Genomic DNA, 17318 nt, shown 5'->3' on the forward strand with positions numbered 1-17318 from the left:
ACCGGGGCACCCCTGCCGCGAGGGCGAGCGATGGCGGCCCGGGCTCACCGACCGCGGTCAGCGCCCGGCGGCCGCCCGACGTCGACGGGCGATCTCGATGCGCTCCTGCCGGCGCGCGACGGCTCCGGGGAGCGTGCGCGCGAACGACAGCAGCACGCCCGACGCCACGAGCACCGAGACGAGCGACGTCCCACCCTGCGACATGAACGGCAGCGGAACGCCCAGCACCGGGAAGACACGCAGCACGACACCGATGTTGATGAGGGCCTGGCCGAGGATCCACACGGTGATGCCGCCCGACACGATGCGCACGAACGGGTCGTCGGTCTTGCGGATGATGTGGAACGCGCCGACGGCGAACAGGGCGAACAGCACCAGCACGACGGCGCAGCCGATCAGGCCGAGCTCTTCGCCGACGATCGCGAAGATGTAGTCGTTCGCGGCGGCCGGCAGCCAGTCGTACTTCTCGCGGGAGTTGCCGAGGCCGAGGCCGAAGATGCCGCCGCCCGCCAACGCCCACATGCCGTGCAGCGGCTGGTAGCAGTTGTTGAAGTAGTCGGCGAGGCAGTTCGGGTCGAGGAAGCTCATGAACCGGCGCATGCGGTCGGGGCTGGTCACCGCGAGCACGGCGACGGCGAGGCCGGCGCCGATCGCCGGGAGGATGAAGATGCGCAGCTTGACGCCGGAGAAGAACAGCGCCCCGAGCAGGATCAGCACGAGGATCATCGCTGTGCCGAGGTCGTGACCGGCGACGACGGTGCCGACCACGAGGATGCCGACGGGCACGAGCGGGATGTAGACGTGGCGCCACAGCCCCAGCAGCGTCTGCTTGCGGTAGAGCACATACCCCACCCACAGGGCGAGGGCGAGCTTGAGGAACTCAGACGGCTGCGCCTGCACGCCCGCGATGAGGATCCAGTTGCGGTTTCCGTCGTTCTCGATGCCGATGCCCGGAACGAACACGAGGAGCTGGAAGAGCGTCGCACCGATGAGGGCGGGCCACGCGATCCGCTTCCAGAACGAGATCGGGAACCGGCTCGCGATGAACATCAGCGGGATGCCGAGCGCGGCGAACACCAGCTGCTTGAGGACGTCCTCGTACGGCGGCTCGCCCGCGGCCGTCGCGATGGCCGACGTCGCGGAGAGGATCATGACCAGCCCGAAGACGGTCAGCGCCAGTGCGGTCGCACTGATCAGCAGGAACTCGCTGGGCACCGGCGCGAACACCTTGCCGAGCGACACCCGGGCGGCGAGACCGCGCTTGGCGGACTCGTCAGCGGTCGGGATCCGACGGATCCGCGGTTCGGTCGACGTCACCCGCATCCCCCGTCCCGATCAGTTCCTGCACGGCGGCGGCGAATCGCCGACCCCGGTCCGAGTAGGACGCGAACTGATCGAAGGAGGCCGCGGCGGGGGCGAGCAGCACGACGTCCCCGTCACGGGCGATCCCGGCCGCCAGTTCGACAACCCGCGCCATGACGTCTTCAGTCTCAGCGTGGTCGACCTCGAACACGGGGACCGCCGGCGCGTGTCGCGCGAACGCGGCGGTCACCGCGTCGCGCTCGACGCCGATCACGATCGCCGCCTTGGTGCGGACGCCCCGGTCGGCGACGAGGCTCGACAGGTCGACGCCCTTGAGCAGCCCGCCGACGATCCACACCGCGCCCGGATACGCGGTGAGCGAGGAGGCGGCGGCGTGGGGATTGGTCGCCTTGGAGTCGTCGACCCAGGTGACGCCGCGGTGGCGCCCCACGACCTCGATGCGGTGAGGGTCGAGGCGGAATCCGCGCAGGGCGTCGCGGATCGATGCCGGCTCGACACCGAGCGAGCGGGCGAGGGCGGCGGCGGCAAGGATGTTGGTGGCGATGTGCGGCGCCGACAGTCCGAGCTCGGAGAGCTCGGCGACGGTGGTCAGCTCGAGCGCGGATGTGCGCCGGTCGTCGAGGAACGCCCGGTCGACGAGGATGCCGTCGACGACGCCGAGGTCGCTCGGCCCCGGAACGCCGAGGTCGAACCCGATGGCACGGGCACCCTCCACCACGTCGGCATCCTCGACCATGCTCATCGTGGCCGCGTCGGCCTTGTTGTACACGCAGGCGACGCGGGTGTTGTCGTACACGTGCGCCTTCGCATCGCGGTACGCCTCGAACGACCCGTGCCACTCGAGGTGGTCGTCGGCGAGGTTCAGGCACACCGCCGCGTGGGGCGAAAGCGGCTCGGGTCCGCGCTGCAGGCCGAGGTACCAGAGCTGATGGCTCGAGAGTTCGACGACGAGCGCGTCGAAGCCGGCCGGGTCGCGCACGGCGTCGAGCACCGGCGTGCCGATGTTGCCGACCGGCGCGGCGCGGAGGCCGCCCGCCACGAGCATGGTCGCGGTGAGGCGGGTGGTGGTGGTCTTGCCGTTGGTGCCCGTGATGAGCACCCAGTCGGCCGGCGTGCCCTCGGCGCGCACGACCTTGTCGCGCACGCGCCATGCCAGCTCGATGTCTCCCCACAGCGCGATGTCGCCCGCGAGTGCCCACTCGACGATCGGATGCTGCGGCGAGAAGCCGGGCGATGCCACGATCACCTCGGGCGCGAAATCGACGAGCTCGCTCGGAACCGCGTCGAGCGACCCGGTCCACAGTCGTGCGCCGATGACCGGGAGGAGGCGCGCGTACTCTTCGTCGGCCTTCTCGGTGACCACGAGCACGTCGGCGCCGAGCTCGGCCAGCGTGTCGGCGACCGAGAAGCCGGTGACCGAGAGTCCGAGCACGGCGACGCGCAGACCCGTCCAGTCCGCGTGCCAGCTCGTCAGGGAATCGAGGCGGGCCGCGCTCATGCCCGGCTCAGCCACTCGACGTAGAAGAAGCCGACGCCCGAGACGGCGAGGAGGCCCGCGATGATCCACATGCGCACGACGATGGTCACCTCGGACCACCCGCGCATCTCGAGATGGTGGTGGAACGGACTCATCAGGAACAGGCGTTTGCCGCGGGTGATCTTGAAGTAGAGCCGCTGCAGGATGACCGATCCGGGGCCGATGATGAAGACGCCGGCGACGAGCACGGCGAGCAGCTCGGTGCGGGTGAGGATCGCCATGGCGGCGATGACGCCGCCGATCGCCATCGACCCGGTGTCGCCCATGAAGACCTTCGCCTTGGGTGCATTCCACCAGAGGAATCCGACGAGGGCGCCCACGAACGAGGCCGACACGATCGCGAGGTCGAACGGGTCGCGCACCGCGTAGCAGGCGGGCTGCGAGATGGTGTCGAGCGCCTCGTTGCGGTAGCACGCCTGGTTGAACTGCCAGAAGGCGATGAGGCTGTAGGCGCCGGTGACGAAGATGCCGGCGCCGGCCGCCAGGCCGTCGAGCCCGTCGGTGACGTTGACCGAGTTCGAGAACGCGACGCCGATGAAGGTGATCCAGGCGAGGTACAGGATCCAGCCGATGACGAGGCCGACCGCCATGAACGACAGCCACGGCACGTCGCGGAAGATCGAGACGAACGGCGATGCCGGCGTCTGCCCGAACTGGTTCGGGAAGTTGAGCGCGAAGATCGCGAACGGCACGGTGACGAGCACCTGACCGAGGATCTTGCGCCAGCCGCTCAGACCCATGAACCGCTGCTGGCGCACCTTCATGTAGTCGTCGATGAAACCCACGGCGCCGAAGCCGACCATCATCCAGATCACGAGGATGCCGGAGAGCGTGGGCGGGTTGTTGCCGGCGTAGCAGCCGATCAGGTAGCCGACGATCGTGCCGGCCATGAAGATCGTGCCGCCCATGGTCACCGTGCCGCGCTTGGCCTGGTGGTTGGGGTTGCGGACGTCTTCGGGGGTGCGGATGACCTGGGCCCAGCCCCATTGGCGGAACAGCCGCAGGAAGACCGGCGTGAGGAACAGGGTGAACGCGAGCGAGATCGCCGCCGCCGTCAGAAGTGACCTCACGAGAACGATTCTCCCAGACGATCGCCCAGGAACCGGAGCCCGGCCGAATTGGACGACTTCACGAGCACGCGGTCGCCGTCGCGCAGCTCGCCGAGAAGGTATTCGTACGCCTCGTCCGCCGTGGCGAAGAACACCGCCTCGCCGTCCCACGACCCCTGCGCGACGGCCTCGAGGTACATGCGACGGGCGTCCGCGCCGACGACGACGATGCGCTGCACCCCGAGACGCACGGCGAGCAGGCCGACGCGGTCGTGCTCGTCCTCGGCGTACTCCCCCAGCTCGCTCATGGCGCCGAGCACGGCGACGGAGCGCTCGTCGGGGCCGACGATCTGGGCGAGGGTGCGCAGGGCCGCGGCCATCGAGTCGGGGCTGGCGTTGTAGGCGTCGTTGATGATGCGCACCCGGTCGGAGCCGAGCGGCTGCATGCGCCAGCGCTCGGCGATCTCGACCTGCTCGAGCCGCACGATCGCGTCGTCGAGCGAGACGCCGAGCGCCGTCGCAGCGGCGACCGCGGCGAGGGCGTTCATGACGTGGTGCTCGCCGAGCACGCGCAGCCGCATCGGAGCACTGACGCCGTCGACCGTGATGACGAACGAGGTTCCGGATGCCGTCACCTCGACCTCGTCGGCGCGCACGGCGGCGGCGGCGCCGCGGCCGAACCAGCGCACGGTGAGACCGCGCTCGAGCGCGATCGGCGCCATGGCGGCGACGCGGGGATCATCGGCGTTGAGCACGGCGAGTCCCCCAGGGCGTGCGGCGCGGACGAGCTCGCTCTTCGCGTGGAACGTCGCCTCGATGCCGCCGAAACCGCCGGCGTGGGCCATGCCCACCATGAGGACGACGGCGATGTCGGGCTCGACGAGGCCCGCGAGCCGGGCGATCTCGCCGGGAGCGCTCGCCCCGAACTCGCTGACGAGGAACCGGGTGGTGTCGGTGACGCGGAGCATCGTGAGCGGTGCGCCGACCTCGTTGTTGAACGAGGCCTTCGGAGACACCGTCTCGCCGGTGGCGGCGAGGATGTGGGCGAGGAGGTTCTTGGTCGTCGTCTTGCCGTTCGAGCCGGTGATCCCCACGACCCGCAGGTCGCCGGATGCCCGCACCTGCGCGACGACGGCCCGGGCGAGATCGGCGAGGGCGTCGACGGCGTCGGCCACGACCACCTGCGTGAGGCCGGCGGCGGCATCCGTGTCGACCTCGTGCTCGACGATCGCGAGGGCCGCACCGGCGGCCACAGCGGCGTCCACGAAGAGGTGCCCGTCGGTCTCCTCACCGCGCTTGGCGACGAAGACGCCGCCCTGCTCGATGAGGCGCGAGTCGGTGTCGACGGCGCCCGACACGACGGTGTCGACGCTGTCTCCGCCTCGGAGGACGATGCGGCCGCCGACGGCGTCGGCGAGCTGGGCGATGGTCAGGGCGATCATTTCTCTCCGGCCGATCGTGGAGGCTACCCGAACTTGGGAAGCAGCTCCGGCGCCGAGGTGGCGGGCATGACGCGATAGGTCTTGAGAACCTGCGTCATGGCCCGCTGGAATGCGGTCGCGTTGGCCGCTGACGATGTTACCTTCGTCGGCTCGTCGAGGTTGACGACGACCACGTACTGGGGGTCGTCGGCGGGCGCGAATCCGATCATCGTCGTGTAGTACACGCCGGCCTTGTAGCCGCCGTTGACGAGGTCGGGCTTCTCGGCCGTACCGGTCTTGCCTGCCACCCGGTAGCCGGGGATGGCGACGGTCTTGGCATAGCTCGCGTTGAGGAACACGTTCTCGAGCATCGACTGCACGTCGGCAGCGGTGCTCTCCTTGATGACGCGCGTCGGTTCGGCGAGCTCGGGCTCGACCACGGTGCCGTCGGCGAGGGTGCACGACTCGATCAGCGACAGCGGCATCATCACGCCGTCGTTCGCGATCGCACCGTACGCACGGGCGAGCTCCGGCATCGTGGCGGTGAGACCCTGTCCGTACGAGGTGTTGAGCGCCGTCTGCGCGCCCCACTCGTCGGCGGGCCAGACCAGGCCGGTGACCTCGCCCGGGTATCCGGAGTCGGTGCCGTCGCCGATGCCGAACTTCTTGAAGTAGTCGTAGCGCACCTGGTTCGACACCTTCTGGCTGAACTTCGAGATGCCGGCGTTCGACGAGTCCTGCAGCACGCCTGCGAGCGTGTACTCGTAGGCGGGGTGTTGGAAGGCGTCGCGAACGCGCGCGCCGTCGGCGAAGAACTCCTCGCTGGAGGCGACCACGGTCGACAGCGGGGTCTGGCCGCCGGCGTCGATGACGGTGGCCGCCGTCAGTGCCTTGAACGTCGAGCCCGGCTCCCACGACTCGCGGAAGAGGCGGCTGGCGCGGTCGTCGGGGTCGGTGGCGTCGACGTCGTTGGGGTCGAGCGTCGGGTACTCCGCGGCAGCGCGCACCTTGCCGGTGGCCACCTCGTAGACGAGCACCGATCCGGCCTGCGCCCCCATGTCTTCGACCTGCTCGCCGATCAGCTGCTGCAGGTACCACTGCAGATCGCGGTTGATCGTCAGCTGCAGGGTGCCGCCGTCGACCGCCGCGGTCTCGCGCTCGGTGCCGGGGATGACGACGCCGTCCTTGCCCTTCTGGAACGTGCGGGTGCCGTCGGTGGCCGCGAGGCACGAGTTCTGAGACTGCTCGTAGCCCTCCTGTGCGCCCTCGGCGCCGACGTAGCCGACGATGTTGCCCGCGACAGCACCGTCGGGGTACGCACGGGCAGGATGCTGCAGGCACGCGATGTACGACGTGTCGAGGTCGGCCAGCGCGCGGTACTGCGCGGTGGTCACCCCCTTCGCGAGGTATGCGAACCGCGATTCGGAGTCTTCGGCGAGGGCGTCTCCGACGATCGCCTGCACCTCCTCGACGGTCTGCCCGGTGATCTCGGCCACTTCGCCCGACACCTTCGACCACGGATCGGCGTCGGACTCGCCGGCGAGGATCAGCTCGTCGATCTGCGTGATCAGCAGCGGGTCGAGCTGGCAGTCGTAGAGCAGGATGCTGCCCGCGAGCACATCGCCGTTCTCGTCGACGATGTCACCCCGCGTGCCGTACAGCGTCTGGGTGGCGCCGAAGGCGATGTCCATCGAATCCGCGATGTGGTCGTCGGCGTTCACCACCTGGATGTCGACGAGCCGCACGACGAATCCTGACAGCACGGCGAGCACGACGGCCAATGCGACCACCGTGCGCCGACGGGGACTGCGGGTGCTTTCGGTGGTCATATCTCAGTGTGTGCTCGGGGTGGGCAGTCCGTCGGTGATCGGCTGCGGTGTGTTCCCGGAGCCGTCTTCCACCGTCGTGTCGACCGGCACGCCGTCGATGGTCGCATCGGGCGCCGTCACCAGCGGGGTGTCGGCGATGAGGGCGTTGGGCACGCTCCCCCGCCCGATCGCGTCGATCGACGAGCGACCGAACGACACCTGCTCCGCGCCGAGCACTGCACCGTCGCTGAGGCGCAGATAGCTGGGCGACTCGTCGATCACCATGCCGAGCGCTGCGGCGTTGGCCGCCAGGTACTGCGGCGAGCCGAGGCCGGCGACCTCGTCGAAGAGGATCTGCTTCTCGTACGTGAGGTCGCTCTGCGTCTTGGACAGCGACGACAGCTCGTACGACCCCTGCGTCGTGAGGATCGACAGCGACATCTGTGCTGCGGCGATCAGGCACGCGCCGATAACCGCCACGATGCCGTACAGGAGGCGCGGGCGACGACCCTGTGCGGGCGCCTCGACGACGCGCAGTCGGCGCGACGGGAGCGATGTGGGCCGTGGGGCCGGTGCGTAGGAACGCGCGTTCGCGGTCGTGCTCATGACACCGCCTCACGGATCCGCTCGGCGGCGCGCAGGCGCACCGGAGTCGCGCGCGGGTTGACCGCACGCTCCTCGTCTGAGGCGAGTTCGGCGCCCTTGACCAGGAGCTTGAAGCGTGGAGCGTGCTCGGGGAGCTCGACCGGCAGTCCGCGGGGAGTCGTCGAGGCCGAGGCATCCGCGAACTCGCGCTTGACGAGCCGGTCTTCCAGCGACTGGTACGACATGACCACGATGCGCCCGCCGACGGGCAGGATGCTCAGCGCCGACGGCACCGCGCGCTCGAGCACGCTGAGCTCGCGGTTGACCTCGATGCGCAGCGCCTGGAACACCCGCTTCGCGGGGTGCCCCGCGCCCTTGACCGCGGCGGGAGTCGCCGCCTGCAAAATGTCGACAAGACGGCCCGAGCGGTCGATCGGGCCGTCGGCACGGGCGGCGATGATCGCGCGGGCGTAGCGACCGGCGAGCTTCTCCTCGCCGTAGCGCTCGAAGATGCGGCGCAGATCGCCTTCGCCGTACGTGGCGAGGATCTCGGCTGCAGTCGTGCCGGCAGTCTGGTCCATGCGCATGTCGAGCGGGGCGTCCTGCGCGTAGGCGAAGCCACGGTCGGCCTCGTCGAGCTGGAGCGACGAGACGCCGAGATCGAACAGGATGCCGTCGGCGTGGGCGAAGCCCGCGCCGGTGACCGCCTCGGCGATGCCGTCGTACACCGTGTGCACGAACGTGATGCGGTCGGCGAAGCGCGCCAGGCGCTGCCCGGCGATGCGGAGCGCGTCGGTGTCGCGGTCGAGGCCGACCAGGTGCAGACCCGGGAAGCGTTCGAGGAACGCCTCGGAGTGGCCGCCCATGCCGAGCGTGGCGTCGACGAACACGGCATCGTCGCGCTCGAGCGCGGGGGCGAGCAGCTCGACGCAGCGCTCGAGCAGCACAGGGGTGTGGATATCGCGGAGGTTCATGATTCTTCGGGGCCTTCTCCCTCGGTCCTGATCCCCATCCGCTCTGACCTGCCACCGGGGAAGTGCGGCAGGGCGTGAGCGGCTGGGAGTCAGGACCGAGGGCCTCAGAACAGGCCCGGGATCACCTCCTGCTCCAACTCGGCGTAGTTCTCTTCGTTGGCTTCGGCGTAGGTGTTCCAGGCCTCGGCGTTCCAGATCTCCGCGTGGGCTCCGACGCCGGTGACGACGAGGTCCCGCTCGAGACCCGCGTATGCACGCAGGGGCGGGGGGATCGTGATGCGGTTCTGGCTGTCGGGCTTCTCAGCGCTCGCACCCGAGAGGAACATGCGCAGGAAGTCGCGCGCCTGCTTGTTGGCGAGCGGGGCTTCACGGATGCGCTCGTGAACGCGCTCGAACTCCTCGGAGCTGAACACGTAGAGGCAGCGGTCCTGCCCGCGGGTCACCACGACGCCTCCCCCGAGGTCGTCACGGAACTTGGCCGGCAGGATGACCCGGCCTTTGTCGTCCAGCTTGGGTGTGTGGGTGCCCAAAAGCATCGGTACATCACACCCCCTTCGTTCCGGCCCCCCGGGTTGTCCGCCACATTACTCCACTTTCCTCCACTTTGTCATCAGACCCGCACGTATTGCTCCACCCGCGCTCCCCCGGCGCACCGATCGGCGCTGTCGGAGGAGGCGCCGGGCGCACGAAAAAGCACCGACCCCGAAGGGTCGGTGCTCTGTATCGGCTCTTGTGCGGCCGTTCGGTCGGGGCTAGGTGGAGGCCTGCGCCCGGACCGGGCGGCCGGCGGTCAGCGCTCCTCTTGGCGGCGGTCCCATCGATCGTTCATGCGATCCATGAACGACGACGACGTCGGCTTGGGCGCCTTGTTCTCGGACTCGACGCGCGGAGTGCCGGTGACGCCCTTGGTGGGCGTCACGGCGAGCACGACGCCGCCGAGCATGACGACGAAGCCGAGGACGCCGACGACGATGAGCTGCGCCGAGACGCCCACGATGAGCCCACCGAGGCCCAGCAGCACGAGGACCGTGCCATAGACGATGTTTCGATAGCTCAGGGTGCGGCCGTCCCGAGGCGCGCTGACGACGTCCGCGTCGTTGCGCATGAGATGGCGCTCCATCTCATCCAGCAGGCGCTGCTCCTGTTCGGAGAGTGGCATGCGTCCCCCTTGTCACTGGAAGTTCCCTTTGATTCTACGCGCGGCGTAGATCACTAGGCTAGGCCCGTGTCACCCGCCGTGGACCCCGTTCGGGTCATTTCCCAGCGAGTTGATGAGTTCGTCGACGCGCAGCGCCTCCTCACCGACTCCTACGGCGCCGAAGCGGCCCTGATCGTCGAGGCTGCGGCCGCGTCGCTCGCGGGCGGCAAGCGACTGCGCGGCCAGTTCTGCATCGCCGGGTGGAGGGCAGTGGAGGAGGCATCCGTCCGCACATCCGCACCGCCCCCCGCCGTGGTAGCCGCGGCCGCCTCGCTCGAGGTGTTCCAGGCCGCGGCACTCGTACACGACGACCTGATCGACAACTCCGACACCCGTCGCGGCCGCCCGGCCGCGCACCGCGCACTCGAGGCCGCCCACCGCGACGCCGGCTGGGTCGGCGATGCCGATGCGTTCGGGCGATCGGGTGCCGTGCTCCTCGGCGACCTGCTGGTCGCGTGGAGCGACGACCTGTTCGAAGAGGCCGTCGCCGGCGCCCCCGATCGTGCCGCCGCCGCCCGAGGCGAGTACGCCACCATGCGCCGCGAGGTGACGATCGGCCAGTTCCTCGACATCGCCGAGGAGTCCGCCTTCCGCAGCGCACCCGACGACGAGCACGCCGCGCGGGCGCTGCGCGTCGCGTCGCTGAAGTCCGCGCGCTACAGCGTGCAGCAGCCGCTCGCCATCGGCGCGGCTCTGGCGGGGGCTGATGCCGCGCAGGCCGCCGCGCTGCGCGATTTCGGGCATCCGCTCGGCATGGCCTTCCAGCTGCGCGACGACGTGCTCGGCGTCTTCGGCGATCAGGCTCAGACCGGCAAGCCAGCGGGCGACGACCTGCGCGAAGGAAAGCGCACCGTGCTGGTGGCCTACACGCGCGAGGCTCTCGCTCCCCCGGCCCGGCGCCTGGTGGATGAGCTGGTCGGCGATCCCGATCTCAACGCGCAGCAGATCGCCGCTCTGCAGCAGACGATCGTCGACAGCGGCGCCCTCGACCGGGTCGAGGCGCTCATCGCGGACTACGCGCGCGACGCCGACCGCGCACTCTCGGGTGCGCGCCTCGGCAATGCGGCTGTGGGCGAGCTGCGCGATCTCGCGCACGCGGCGACCGTCCGCAGCACCTGAGCAACAGACCCACGGACCGTTTCGCGGTCGTTCATCCCGCCGCCCGATCGATCAAGGATGCGCGGCGGTTCGGCCGCACGAACTGCCCGTGCCCTCGCGGATGATCAGGCCCGTGGTGCGATCAGGCCGACGAAGCGATCAGGCCAGTGCGGCCGCGACCCGGCGCACTTCGCTCTTGCGGCCGGCGCGCAGGGCATCGATCGGCGAGATCCCGATCGACTCCTCCGGGGTGAGGAGCCAGTCGATCGCCTCGTCGTCGGAGAATCCGGCGTCGCGGAGCACGAAGACCGTGCCGCGCAGCGACGAGAGAACGTGCCCTTCGAGGATGAACACCGACGGGACGGCGAACGCGCCGCCGCGGGTCGACCCGATCAGCTGTGCGTCGTCAAGGAAGCGCCGGACGCGTCCGAGCGGCTCGTCGAGCACCTCGACGAGTTCGGGAAGGGTGAGCCATTCGGTCTCGGTGCGCGGGGCGTCTGCATCGGTCACCCCGCAAGTCTCGCATCCGGTGCACACAAGCGCACAACCCGCGTGTTCCAGCCGCGCTCCGTCACACCAGTCACACCAGCAACAAAAACCACAGGCGTTGACACTAATCACCATTCGTGACACGGTTCTTGCAGTCTGAAGAGGGGGGAAACTCTTGCGACCCATGCACCGCACCCATGCCGCAACCGGCGCCCACACCATGTCGGCGGGCCTGCCCGCCGCCGTCGCCGGAACGATCGCCCTGGCGCTCACCGCCGCACCGGCCGCCGCGAACGCGGCGCCGCCGGCACCCGTCGACACCCGGCTCGACGACGCGCGCCGCACCGCCGGCGGGGCGACCACGCGCGCCGAGCTGCGCGCGGCCTCCGCCGCAGCGCAGCCGATGACGCTCGTCGCGCAGGCAGCTCCCGCCACGGCCACGGCGACGGCCACGCTCCGCGCCGCCGCGACGGCGGTGCCGAGCACCTACACGGTGGTGCGCGGCGACACCGTCTACGGCATCGCCGCGCGGTTCGGGCTCCGCACGGCAGACGTCCTCACCCTGAACAAGCTGACCGCGCGGTCGGTCATCTACCCGGGCCAGAAGCTCACCCTCACCGGCGGGTCGGGCGGATCCACCGGCGGCGGGTCCAGCTCGGGCTCGGCGGCATCCGGAACGTACACAGTGCAAGCCGGCGACACCGTCTCGTCGATCGCGAAGAAGCACGGCGCGACGACGAACGCCGTGCTGTCGGCCAACAAGCTCGGATGGTCGTCGATCATCTATCCCGGCCAGAAGCTGACGATCCCCGGCGCGACGTCGTCGACGGGCTCGACCGCCACCAGCGGGTCGAACAGCTCGGGGGGCGCGTCGGCGGGCGCATCGACCACCTCAGCGGTCGGCGGCTCGTACACCGTCACAGCCGGCGACACCGTCTCGTCGATCGCCGGCAGGCACGGCGTCGGGGTGGCCGCGATGCTCACCGCCAACAAGCTCGGATGGTCGTCGATCATCTACCCCGGCCAGAAGCTCACGATCCCGTCGAGCACCGGCCTCAATGCGCCGCAGACCGAGAACGCGCTGCTCATCATCCAGGTGGGCCGCGAACTCGGCGTGCCAGACCGCGGCATCGCGATCGCGCTCGGCACCGCGATGCAGGAGTCGTGGATCCGCAACCTCGACTACGGCGACCGGGACTCGCTCGGCCTCTTCCAGCAGCGCCCGAGCACGGGATGGGGAACCGCCGAGCAGGTGCGCGATCGCGTGCGGTCGATCAAGGCCTTCTTCGGCGGCCCGTCGGATCCGAACGGGTCGCGCACGCGGGGCCTCCTCGACATCCCCGGATGGCAGAACATGAGCTTCGCCGACGCCGCGCAGGCCGTGCAGATCTCCGCCTACCCGGAGCGGTATGCGCAGTGGGAGAAGCCGGCCTACGCGTGGCTCGCCGCGCTCGGGTGACCCGCCGGTGCGGCATCCGGCGCCTCGACTGTCGTCACATCGTGACTTCCACGGGTGAGCCGTTGCCCGGGCTCTCAGCTATCCGTCCCTAGACTTTCAGCGTGAGCACGAGTCAGCAGACGGATCCGCTGATCGGCCGTCTCGTCGACGGCCGATACCGCGTGCGTGCCCGCATCGCCCGTGGCGGCATGGCCACGGTGTACGTCGCCACCGACCTGCGTCTCGAGCGCCGCGTCGCCATCAAGGTGATGCACTCGCATCTGAGTGACGACACGGTGTTCCAGAGCCGGTTCATCCAGGAGGCCCGCGCCGCCGCCCGGCTCGCCGACCCGAACGTCGTGAACGTGTTCGACCAGGGTCAGGACGGCGAGATGGCGTATCTCGTCATGGAGTACCTGCCCGGCATCACGCTGCGCGAGCTGCTGCGCGAACAGCGCCGGCTCACCGTGCCGCAGGCGATCTCGATCATGGATGCCGTGCTCTCGGGCCTCGCGGCAGCCCACCGCGCCGGGATCGTGCACCGCGACGTCAAGCCCGAGAACGTGCTCCTCGCGGAGGACGGCCGAATCAAGATCGGCGACTTCGGCCTGGCGCGTGCCACGACGGCGAACACGGCGACCGGCTCGCAGCTGCTCGGCACGATCGCGTACCTCGCTCCGGAACTCGTCACCCGCGGCATGGCCGACGCCCGCAGCGACATCTACTCGCTCGGCATCATGCTCTACGAGATCCTCACCGGCGAGCAGCCGTACAAGGGCGAGCAGCCGATGCAGATCGCGTTCCAGCACGCCACCGACTCGGTGCCGCGCCCGAGCGTGAAGAACCCCGGAGTGCCCGAGCCGCTCGACGAGCTGGTGCTGTGGGCGACCGAGAAGAACCCCGACGAGCGCCCCGTCGACGCTCGCGAGATGCTCGAGCGGCTGCGCGAGATCGAGCGGCAGCTCGGCGTCACCCCGGCGGTGACCCGCACCGGTCCGATCGCGACGATCGGCGACGACGCCGCCGACTCGGGCGACCTCACCGCGGTGCTGCCCACGGCGACCGGGTCCATCGCCGTGGCCGCGGCAGCCGTCGACATCGACAACGCCGCGCAGCTGCGCAAGATCACCCGGCGACGCGCCGCCCGCGGCTGGTGGCTGCTCGCGGTGGTGCTGCTGCTCGCGGGGCTCGCCGCCGGCGCCGGCTGGTGGTTCGGCTCAGGACCCGGATCGATGGTCGCAGTGGCCGATGTCACCGGGGGCACCTACGCGGAGGCCCAGGAGCGCCTCGCCGAGGACTCGCTCGTCGCAATCGAGAAGAGCGAGACCAGTCTCGACGTCGAGGCGGGCACCGTGACCCGCACCGTACCGGGATCGGGTGCGCGGCTCGACAAGGATGCGACGGTCGACGTCTACGTCTCGCTCGGTCCAGCCGAGGCGACGTTCGAGAAGCTCAACGGTCAGTCCTCCGATGATGTGATCGCCGCGCTCGACGCCGAGCACATCGAGGTCGGCGAGATCCTTTCGTACTACACCGACTGGGCTGAAGGCACCGTGGCGTACGTCGCGGTGCAGCCTGCCGCCGGCGGCGACACGGTCGAGTGCGGCGACGGATGCACCGTGCACCAGGGCGACACGGCGACGCTGGGCGTCTCGCTCGGCACCCTCCCCGACGTGGTGGGCATGCCGGCGGACCAGGCGCGCTCGACGCTGACCGACGCCGGCCTCGTCGTCGCCGACGAGGATCAGCAGCAGGCCAGCGACACGGTCGCCGCCGGTTCCGTGATCGCCATCACCGAGCGCGAGACGAGCGGCTGGTGGCGCGAGGGCGACAAGACGACCCTGATCGTCTCGACCGGACCGCCCACCTACCCGGTGCCGAGCGTGACCGGCCTCACCCGCGACGTCGCTGCGCAGACGCTGCGCGACGCCGGATTCGAGGTCAACTACTCACTGCTGTGGAATGTGTGGCCCGACGAGCTCACCTCGGTGACCGCCCAGGACCCCGGGGCCGACACCTATCACGTGCGCGGCACGACCATCACGCTGCAGATCACCGGCACCGGCTGATTCCCGCTGGAGCTCAGCGGGTCCGGGCGTCGCGTGTCACCGCGCAGAACTCCACGGATCCGAAGCAGAGCCGCGGCGCGCCCGCAGAGTTCCGCGCTCCGCGGGCACGCGGGTGGGGAGATCCGTGGAGTTCTGCACGCCGGACCCGGAGCCACACACCGCCACGCCGTGGGCCGAGCCGCGCGTCGACCGGCCCGTCGACGACGGAGGGCGCCCGCATCGGCGGACGCCCTCCCTCGAATCGAGACCTCAGCGCTTCTCGAGCTCCTCGGCCACGAGGAAGGCGAGCTCGAGCGACTGCATGTGGTTCAGGCGCGGGTCGCACAGCGACTCGTAGCGGGTCGCGAGGGTGGCCTCGTCGATCTGCTCCGAACCGCCGAGGCACTCGGTGACGTCGTCGCCGGTGAGCTCGACGTGGATGCCTCCGGGGAAGGTGCCCACCGAGCGGTGCGCCTCGAAGAAGCCGCGCACCTCGTCGACGACGTCGTCGAAGCGACGCGTCTTGTAGCCGGTGGGCGTGGTGATGCCGTTGCCGTGCATCGGGTCGGTGACCCACAGCGGGGTCGCCCCCGAGTCCTGGACGGCTTCGAGCAGCGGCGGCAGCGCGTCGCGGATCTTTCCTGCGCCCATGCGGGTGATGAACGTGAGTCGCCCGGGCTCGCGGTTCGGGTCGAGCTTGTCGATGAGCGCGAGCGCGGTCTCGGGCGACGTGGTCGGGCCGAGCTTCACGCCGATGGGGTTGCGGATCTTCGAGAAGTAGTCGACGTGCGCGCCGTCGAGGTCGCGCGTGCGCTCACCGATCCACAGGAAGTGCGCCGACGTGTTGTACGGCGTGCTGGTGCGCGAGTCGATGCGCGTCATCGGCCGCTCGTAGTCCATCAGCAGACCCTCGTGGCCGGTGAAGAACTCGACGCGCTTGAGCTCGTCGAAGTCGGCGCCGGCGGCCTCCATGAACTTGATGGCCCGGTCGATCTCGGTGGCGAGTCGCTCGTACTGCTGGTTGGCCGGGTTCTGCGCGAAGCCCTTGTTCCACGAGTGCACCTCGCGCAGATCGGCGAAGCCGCCCTGCGTGAACGCGCGGATGAGGTTGATGGTCGAGGCGGCCGTGTGGTACCCCTTCAGCAGTCGCTGGGGGTCGGCCTGACGCGAGGCCGCGGTGAAGTCGTAGCCGTTGACGATGTCGCCGCGGTAGGCGGGCAGGGTGACGTCGCCGCGGGTCTCGGTGTCGCTCGAGCGGGGCTTGGCGAACTGGCCCGCCATGCGGCCCATCTTGACCACCGGCATCGAGGCGCCGTAGGTCAGCACAACTGCCATCTGCAGCACGGTCTTGATGCGATTGCGGATCTGCTCGGCGGTGGCCCCGGCGAACGTCTCGGCGCAGTCGCCGCCCTGCAGCAGGAACGCCTGACCGGATGCCGCGCGCGCGAGTCGATCGCGGAGGTTGTCGACCTCGCCGGCGAACACCAGCGGGGGCAGGATGGCCAGCTCGTCCGAGACTGCCGCGACGGCGTCGACGTCATACCACGAGGGCTGCTGCTTGATGGGCAGGGTCCGCCAGTGGTCGAGTCCGTCGAGGTCAGGAAGCATCCCTCGAGTCTAGCCGCGCCGCGGGCGCCCGGATCCCCGTGTGACGGGTGTTCAGCTCGCGGTGTTGAGCCGGTCCTTCACCGTCGAGGCGTAGACGTCTTCGTACTCCTGCTCGCCGAGGCGCTGGAGCGCGACCATGATCTCGTCGGTGATGGAGCGGAGGATGTAGCGATCCCCCTCCATGCCCTCGAACCTCGAGAAGTCGAGGGGTTCGCCGATCACGATCCCGACGCGGACCACGTTCGGGATGCGCCGCCCGATGGGCATCATCGTGTCGGTGTCGACCATCACGAGCGGCACGACCGGCACGCGCGCCTCGAGCGCCATGCGCGCGATTCCGGTGCGACCGCGGTACAGCTTGCCGTCGGGGCTGCGCGTGCCCTCCGGGTAGATGCCGAGGAGCTCACCGCGACCGAGCACCTGCAGACCCGTGTTGAGCGACGCCTCGGATGCCTTGCCCCCGGAGCGGTCGATCGGCAGCTGGCCGGTGGCCTTGAAGAACATGCGGGTGGCCCACCCCTTGAGGCCCTTGCCGGTGAAGTAGTCGCTCTTGGCGAGGAAGGCCACCGGCCGGTCGATCATCAGCGGCAGGAAGATCGAGTCGACGAACGAGAGGTGGTTGCTGGCGAGGATCGCGCCGCCCTCGGTGGGGATGTTGCGCCGGCCGACGATCCAGGGCCGGAAGATCGCCTTCACGATCGGTCCGATCACCACGTACTTCATCAGCCAGTAGAACATCTGC

General features: G+C 69.9%; 15 protein-coding genes. 3 read left to right on the forward strand and 12 right to left on the reverse strand.

What is annotated here, in order from left to right; all coding sequences use genetic code 11:
- Window positions 1-57: 57 nt before the first annotated feature.
- The 9 genes from ftsW to JOD63_RS08005 form a co-directional block, all read right to left on the reverse strand.
- Complete coding sequence (gene ftsW, locus JOD63_RS07965; protein WP_084613476.1) at window positions 58-1323, reverse strand: putative lipid II flippase FtsW; 1266 nt, start codon at window positions 1321-1323, stop codon at window positions 58-60.
- Entirely contained in the window at window positions 1274-2821 is a 1548-nt protein-coding gene (gene murD, locus JOD63_RS07970; protein ID WP_045275398.1) for a UDP-N-acetylmuramoyl-L-alanine--D-glutamate ligase, read from the reverse strand. The genes ftsW and murD overlap by 50 nt, the downstream gene beginning before the upstream one ends.
- A complete protein-coding gene (gene mraY, locus JOD63_RS07975; RefSeq protein ID WP_045275381.1) occupies window positions 2818-3930 on the reverse strand; it encodes a phospho-N-acetylmuramoyl-pentapeptide-transferase in 1113 nt (370 codons plus the stop codon). Before mraY ends, murD begins: the two co-directional genes overlap by 4 nt.
- Complete coding sequence (locus JOD63_RS07980; protein WP_045275380.1) at window positions 3927-5351, reverse strand: UDP-N-acetylmuramoyl-tripeptide--D-alanyl-D-alanine ligase; 1425 nt, start codon at window positions 5349-5351, stop codon at window positions 3927-3929. Before JOD63_RS07980 ends, mraY begins: the two co-directional genes overlap by 4 nt.
- Before the next feature lie 23 nt (window positions 5352-5374).
- Window positions 5375-7159 (reverse strand): peptidoglycan D,D-transpeptidase FtsI family protein, encoded by a 1785-nt coding sequence (locus JOD63_RS07985; protein ID WP_045275379.1) that lies wholly within the window; start codon window positions 7157-7159, stop codon window positions 5375-5377.
- A 3-nt stretch (window positions 7160-7162) separates the two neighbouring features.
- A complete protein-coding gene (locus JOD63_RS07990; protein WP_045275378.1) occupies window positions 7163-7744 on the reverse strand; it encodes a hypothetical protein in 582 nt (193 codons plus the stop codon).
- Window positions 7741-8697 (reverse strand): 16S rRNA (cytosine(1402)-N(4))-methyltransferase RsmH, encoded by a 957-nt coding sequence (rsmH, locus tag JOD63_RS07995; protein ID WP_045275377.1) that lies wholly within the window; start codon window positions 8695-8697, stop codon window positions 7741-7743. The genes JOD63_RS07990 and rsmH overlap by 4 nt, the downstream gene beginning before the upstream one ends.
- Before the next feature lie 104 nt (window positions 8698-8801).
- Entirely contained in the window at window positions 8802-9233 is a 432-nt protein-coding gene (gene mraZ / locus JOD63_RS08000) for a division/cell wall cluster transcriptional repressor MraZ (RefSeq protein WP_045275376.1), read from the reverse strand.
- Window positions 9234-9487: 254 nt separating this feature from the next.
- Window positions 9488-9856 (reverse strand): DUF3040 domain-containing protein, encoded by a 369-nt coding sequence (locus tag JOD63_RS08005; RefSeq protein ID WP_045275375.1) that lies wholly within the window; start codon window positions 9854-9856, stop codon window positions 9488-9490.
- A gap of 66 nt (window positions 9857-9922) precedes the next feature.
- On the opposite strand from JOD63_RS08005, the gene JOD63_RS08010 reads away from it, so the two are divergent.
- Window positions 9923-11014 (forward strand): polyprenyl synthetase family protein, encoded by a 1092-nt coding sequence (locus tag JOD63_RS08010; protein ID WP_045275374.1) that lies wholly within the window; start codon window positions 9923-9925, stop codon window positions 11012-11014.
- A gap of 138 nt (window positions 11015-11152) precedes the next feature.
- On the opposite strand, the gene JOD63_RS08015 is transcribed toward JOD63_RS08010, so the two are convergent.
- A complete protein-coding gene (locus JOD63_RS08015; protein ID WP_045275373.1) occupies window positions 11153-11503 on the reverse strand; it encodes an Rv2175c family DNA-binding protein in 351 nt (116 codons plus the stop codon).
- A gap of 211 nt (window positions 11504-11714) precedes the next feature.
- On the opposite strand from JOD63_RS08015, the gene JOD63_RS08020 reads away from it, so the two are divergent.
- Entirely contained in the window at window positions 11715-12941 is a 1227-nt protein-coding gene (locus JOD63_RS08020) for a LysM peptidoglycan-binding domain-containing protein (protein ID WP_425411920.1), read from the forward strand.
- Between the two features lie 101 nt (window positions 12942-13042).
- On the forward strand, window positions 13043-14989 hold the full coding sequence (pknB, locus tag JOD63_RS08025) for a Stk1 family PASTA domain-containing Ser/Thr kinase (protein WP_045275372.1): 1947 nt from the start codon (window positions 13043-13045) through the stop codon (window positions 14987-14989).
- A gap of 249 nt (window positions 14990-15238) precedes the next feature.
- On the opposite strand, the gene JOD63_RS08030 is transcribed toward pknB, so the two are convergent.
- Window positions 15239-16576: a class II 3-deoxy-7-phosphoheptulonate synthase gene (locus tag JOD63_RS08030; protein WP_045275371.1), complete on the reverse strand. Its 1338-nt coding sequence runs from the start codon at window positions 16574-16576 to the stop codon at window positions 15239-15241.
- 51 nt (window positions 16577-16627) lie between these two features.
- On the reverse strand, window positions 16628-17314 hold the full coding sequence (locus JOD63_RS08035; RefSeq protein WP_045275370.1) for a lysophospholipid acyltransferase family protein: 687 nt from the start codon (window positions 17312-17314) through the stop codon (window positions 16628-16630).
- Window positions 17315-17318 lie beyond the last annotated feature (4 nt).

This window comes from Microbacterium terrae, from assembly GCF_017831975.1.
GTDB lineage: Bacteria > Actinomycetota > Actinomycetes > Actinomycetales > Microbacteriaceae > Microbacterium > Microbacterium terrae.

Bases quoted from the DNA above. Each gene is read 5' to 3' on its own strand.
- ftsW (WP_084613476.1), bottom strand. From the start codon at position 1,323: ATGCGGGTGACGTCGACCGAACCGCGGATCCGTCGGATCCCGACCGCT.
- murD (WP_045275398.1), bottom strand. From the start codon at position 2,821: ATGAGCGCGGCCCGCCTCGATTCCCTGACGAGCTGGCACGCGGACTGG.
- JOD63_RS07980 (WP_045275380.1), bottom strand. From the start codon at position 5,351: ATGATCGCCCTGACCATCGCCCAGCTCGCCGACGCCGTCGGCGGCCGC.
- JOD63_RS07985 (WP_045275379.1), bottom strand. From the start codon at position 7,159: ATGACCACCGAAAGCACCCGCAGTCCCCGTCGGCGCACGGTGGTCGCA.
- JOD63_RS07990 (WP_045275378.1), bottom strand. From the start codon at position 7,744: ATGAGCACGACCGCGAACGCGCGTTCCTACGCACCGGCCCCACGGCCC.
- rsmH (WP_045275377.1), bottom strand. From the start codon at position 8,697: ATGAACCTCCGCGATATCCACACCCCTGTGCTGCTCGAGCGCTGCGTC.
- mraZ (WP_045275376.1), bottom strand. From the start codon at position 9,233: ATGCTTTTGGGCACCCACACACCCAAGCTGGACGACAAAGGCCGGGTC.
- JOD63_RS08005 (WP_045275375.1), bottom strand. From the start codon at position 9,856: ATGCCACTCTCCGAACAGGAGCAGCGCCTGCTGGATGAGATGGAGCGC.
- JOD63_RS08030 (WP_045275371.1), bottom strand. From the start codon at position 16,576: ATGCTTCCTGACCTCGACGGACTCGACCACTGGCGGACCCTGCCCATC.
- JOD63_RS08035 (WP_045275370.1), bottom strand. From the start codon at position 17,314: ATGTTCTACTGGCTGATGAAGTACGTGGTGATCGGACCGATCGTGAAG.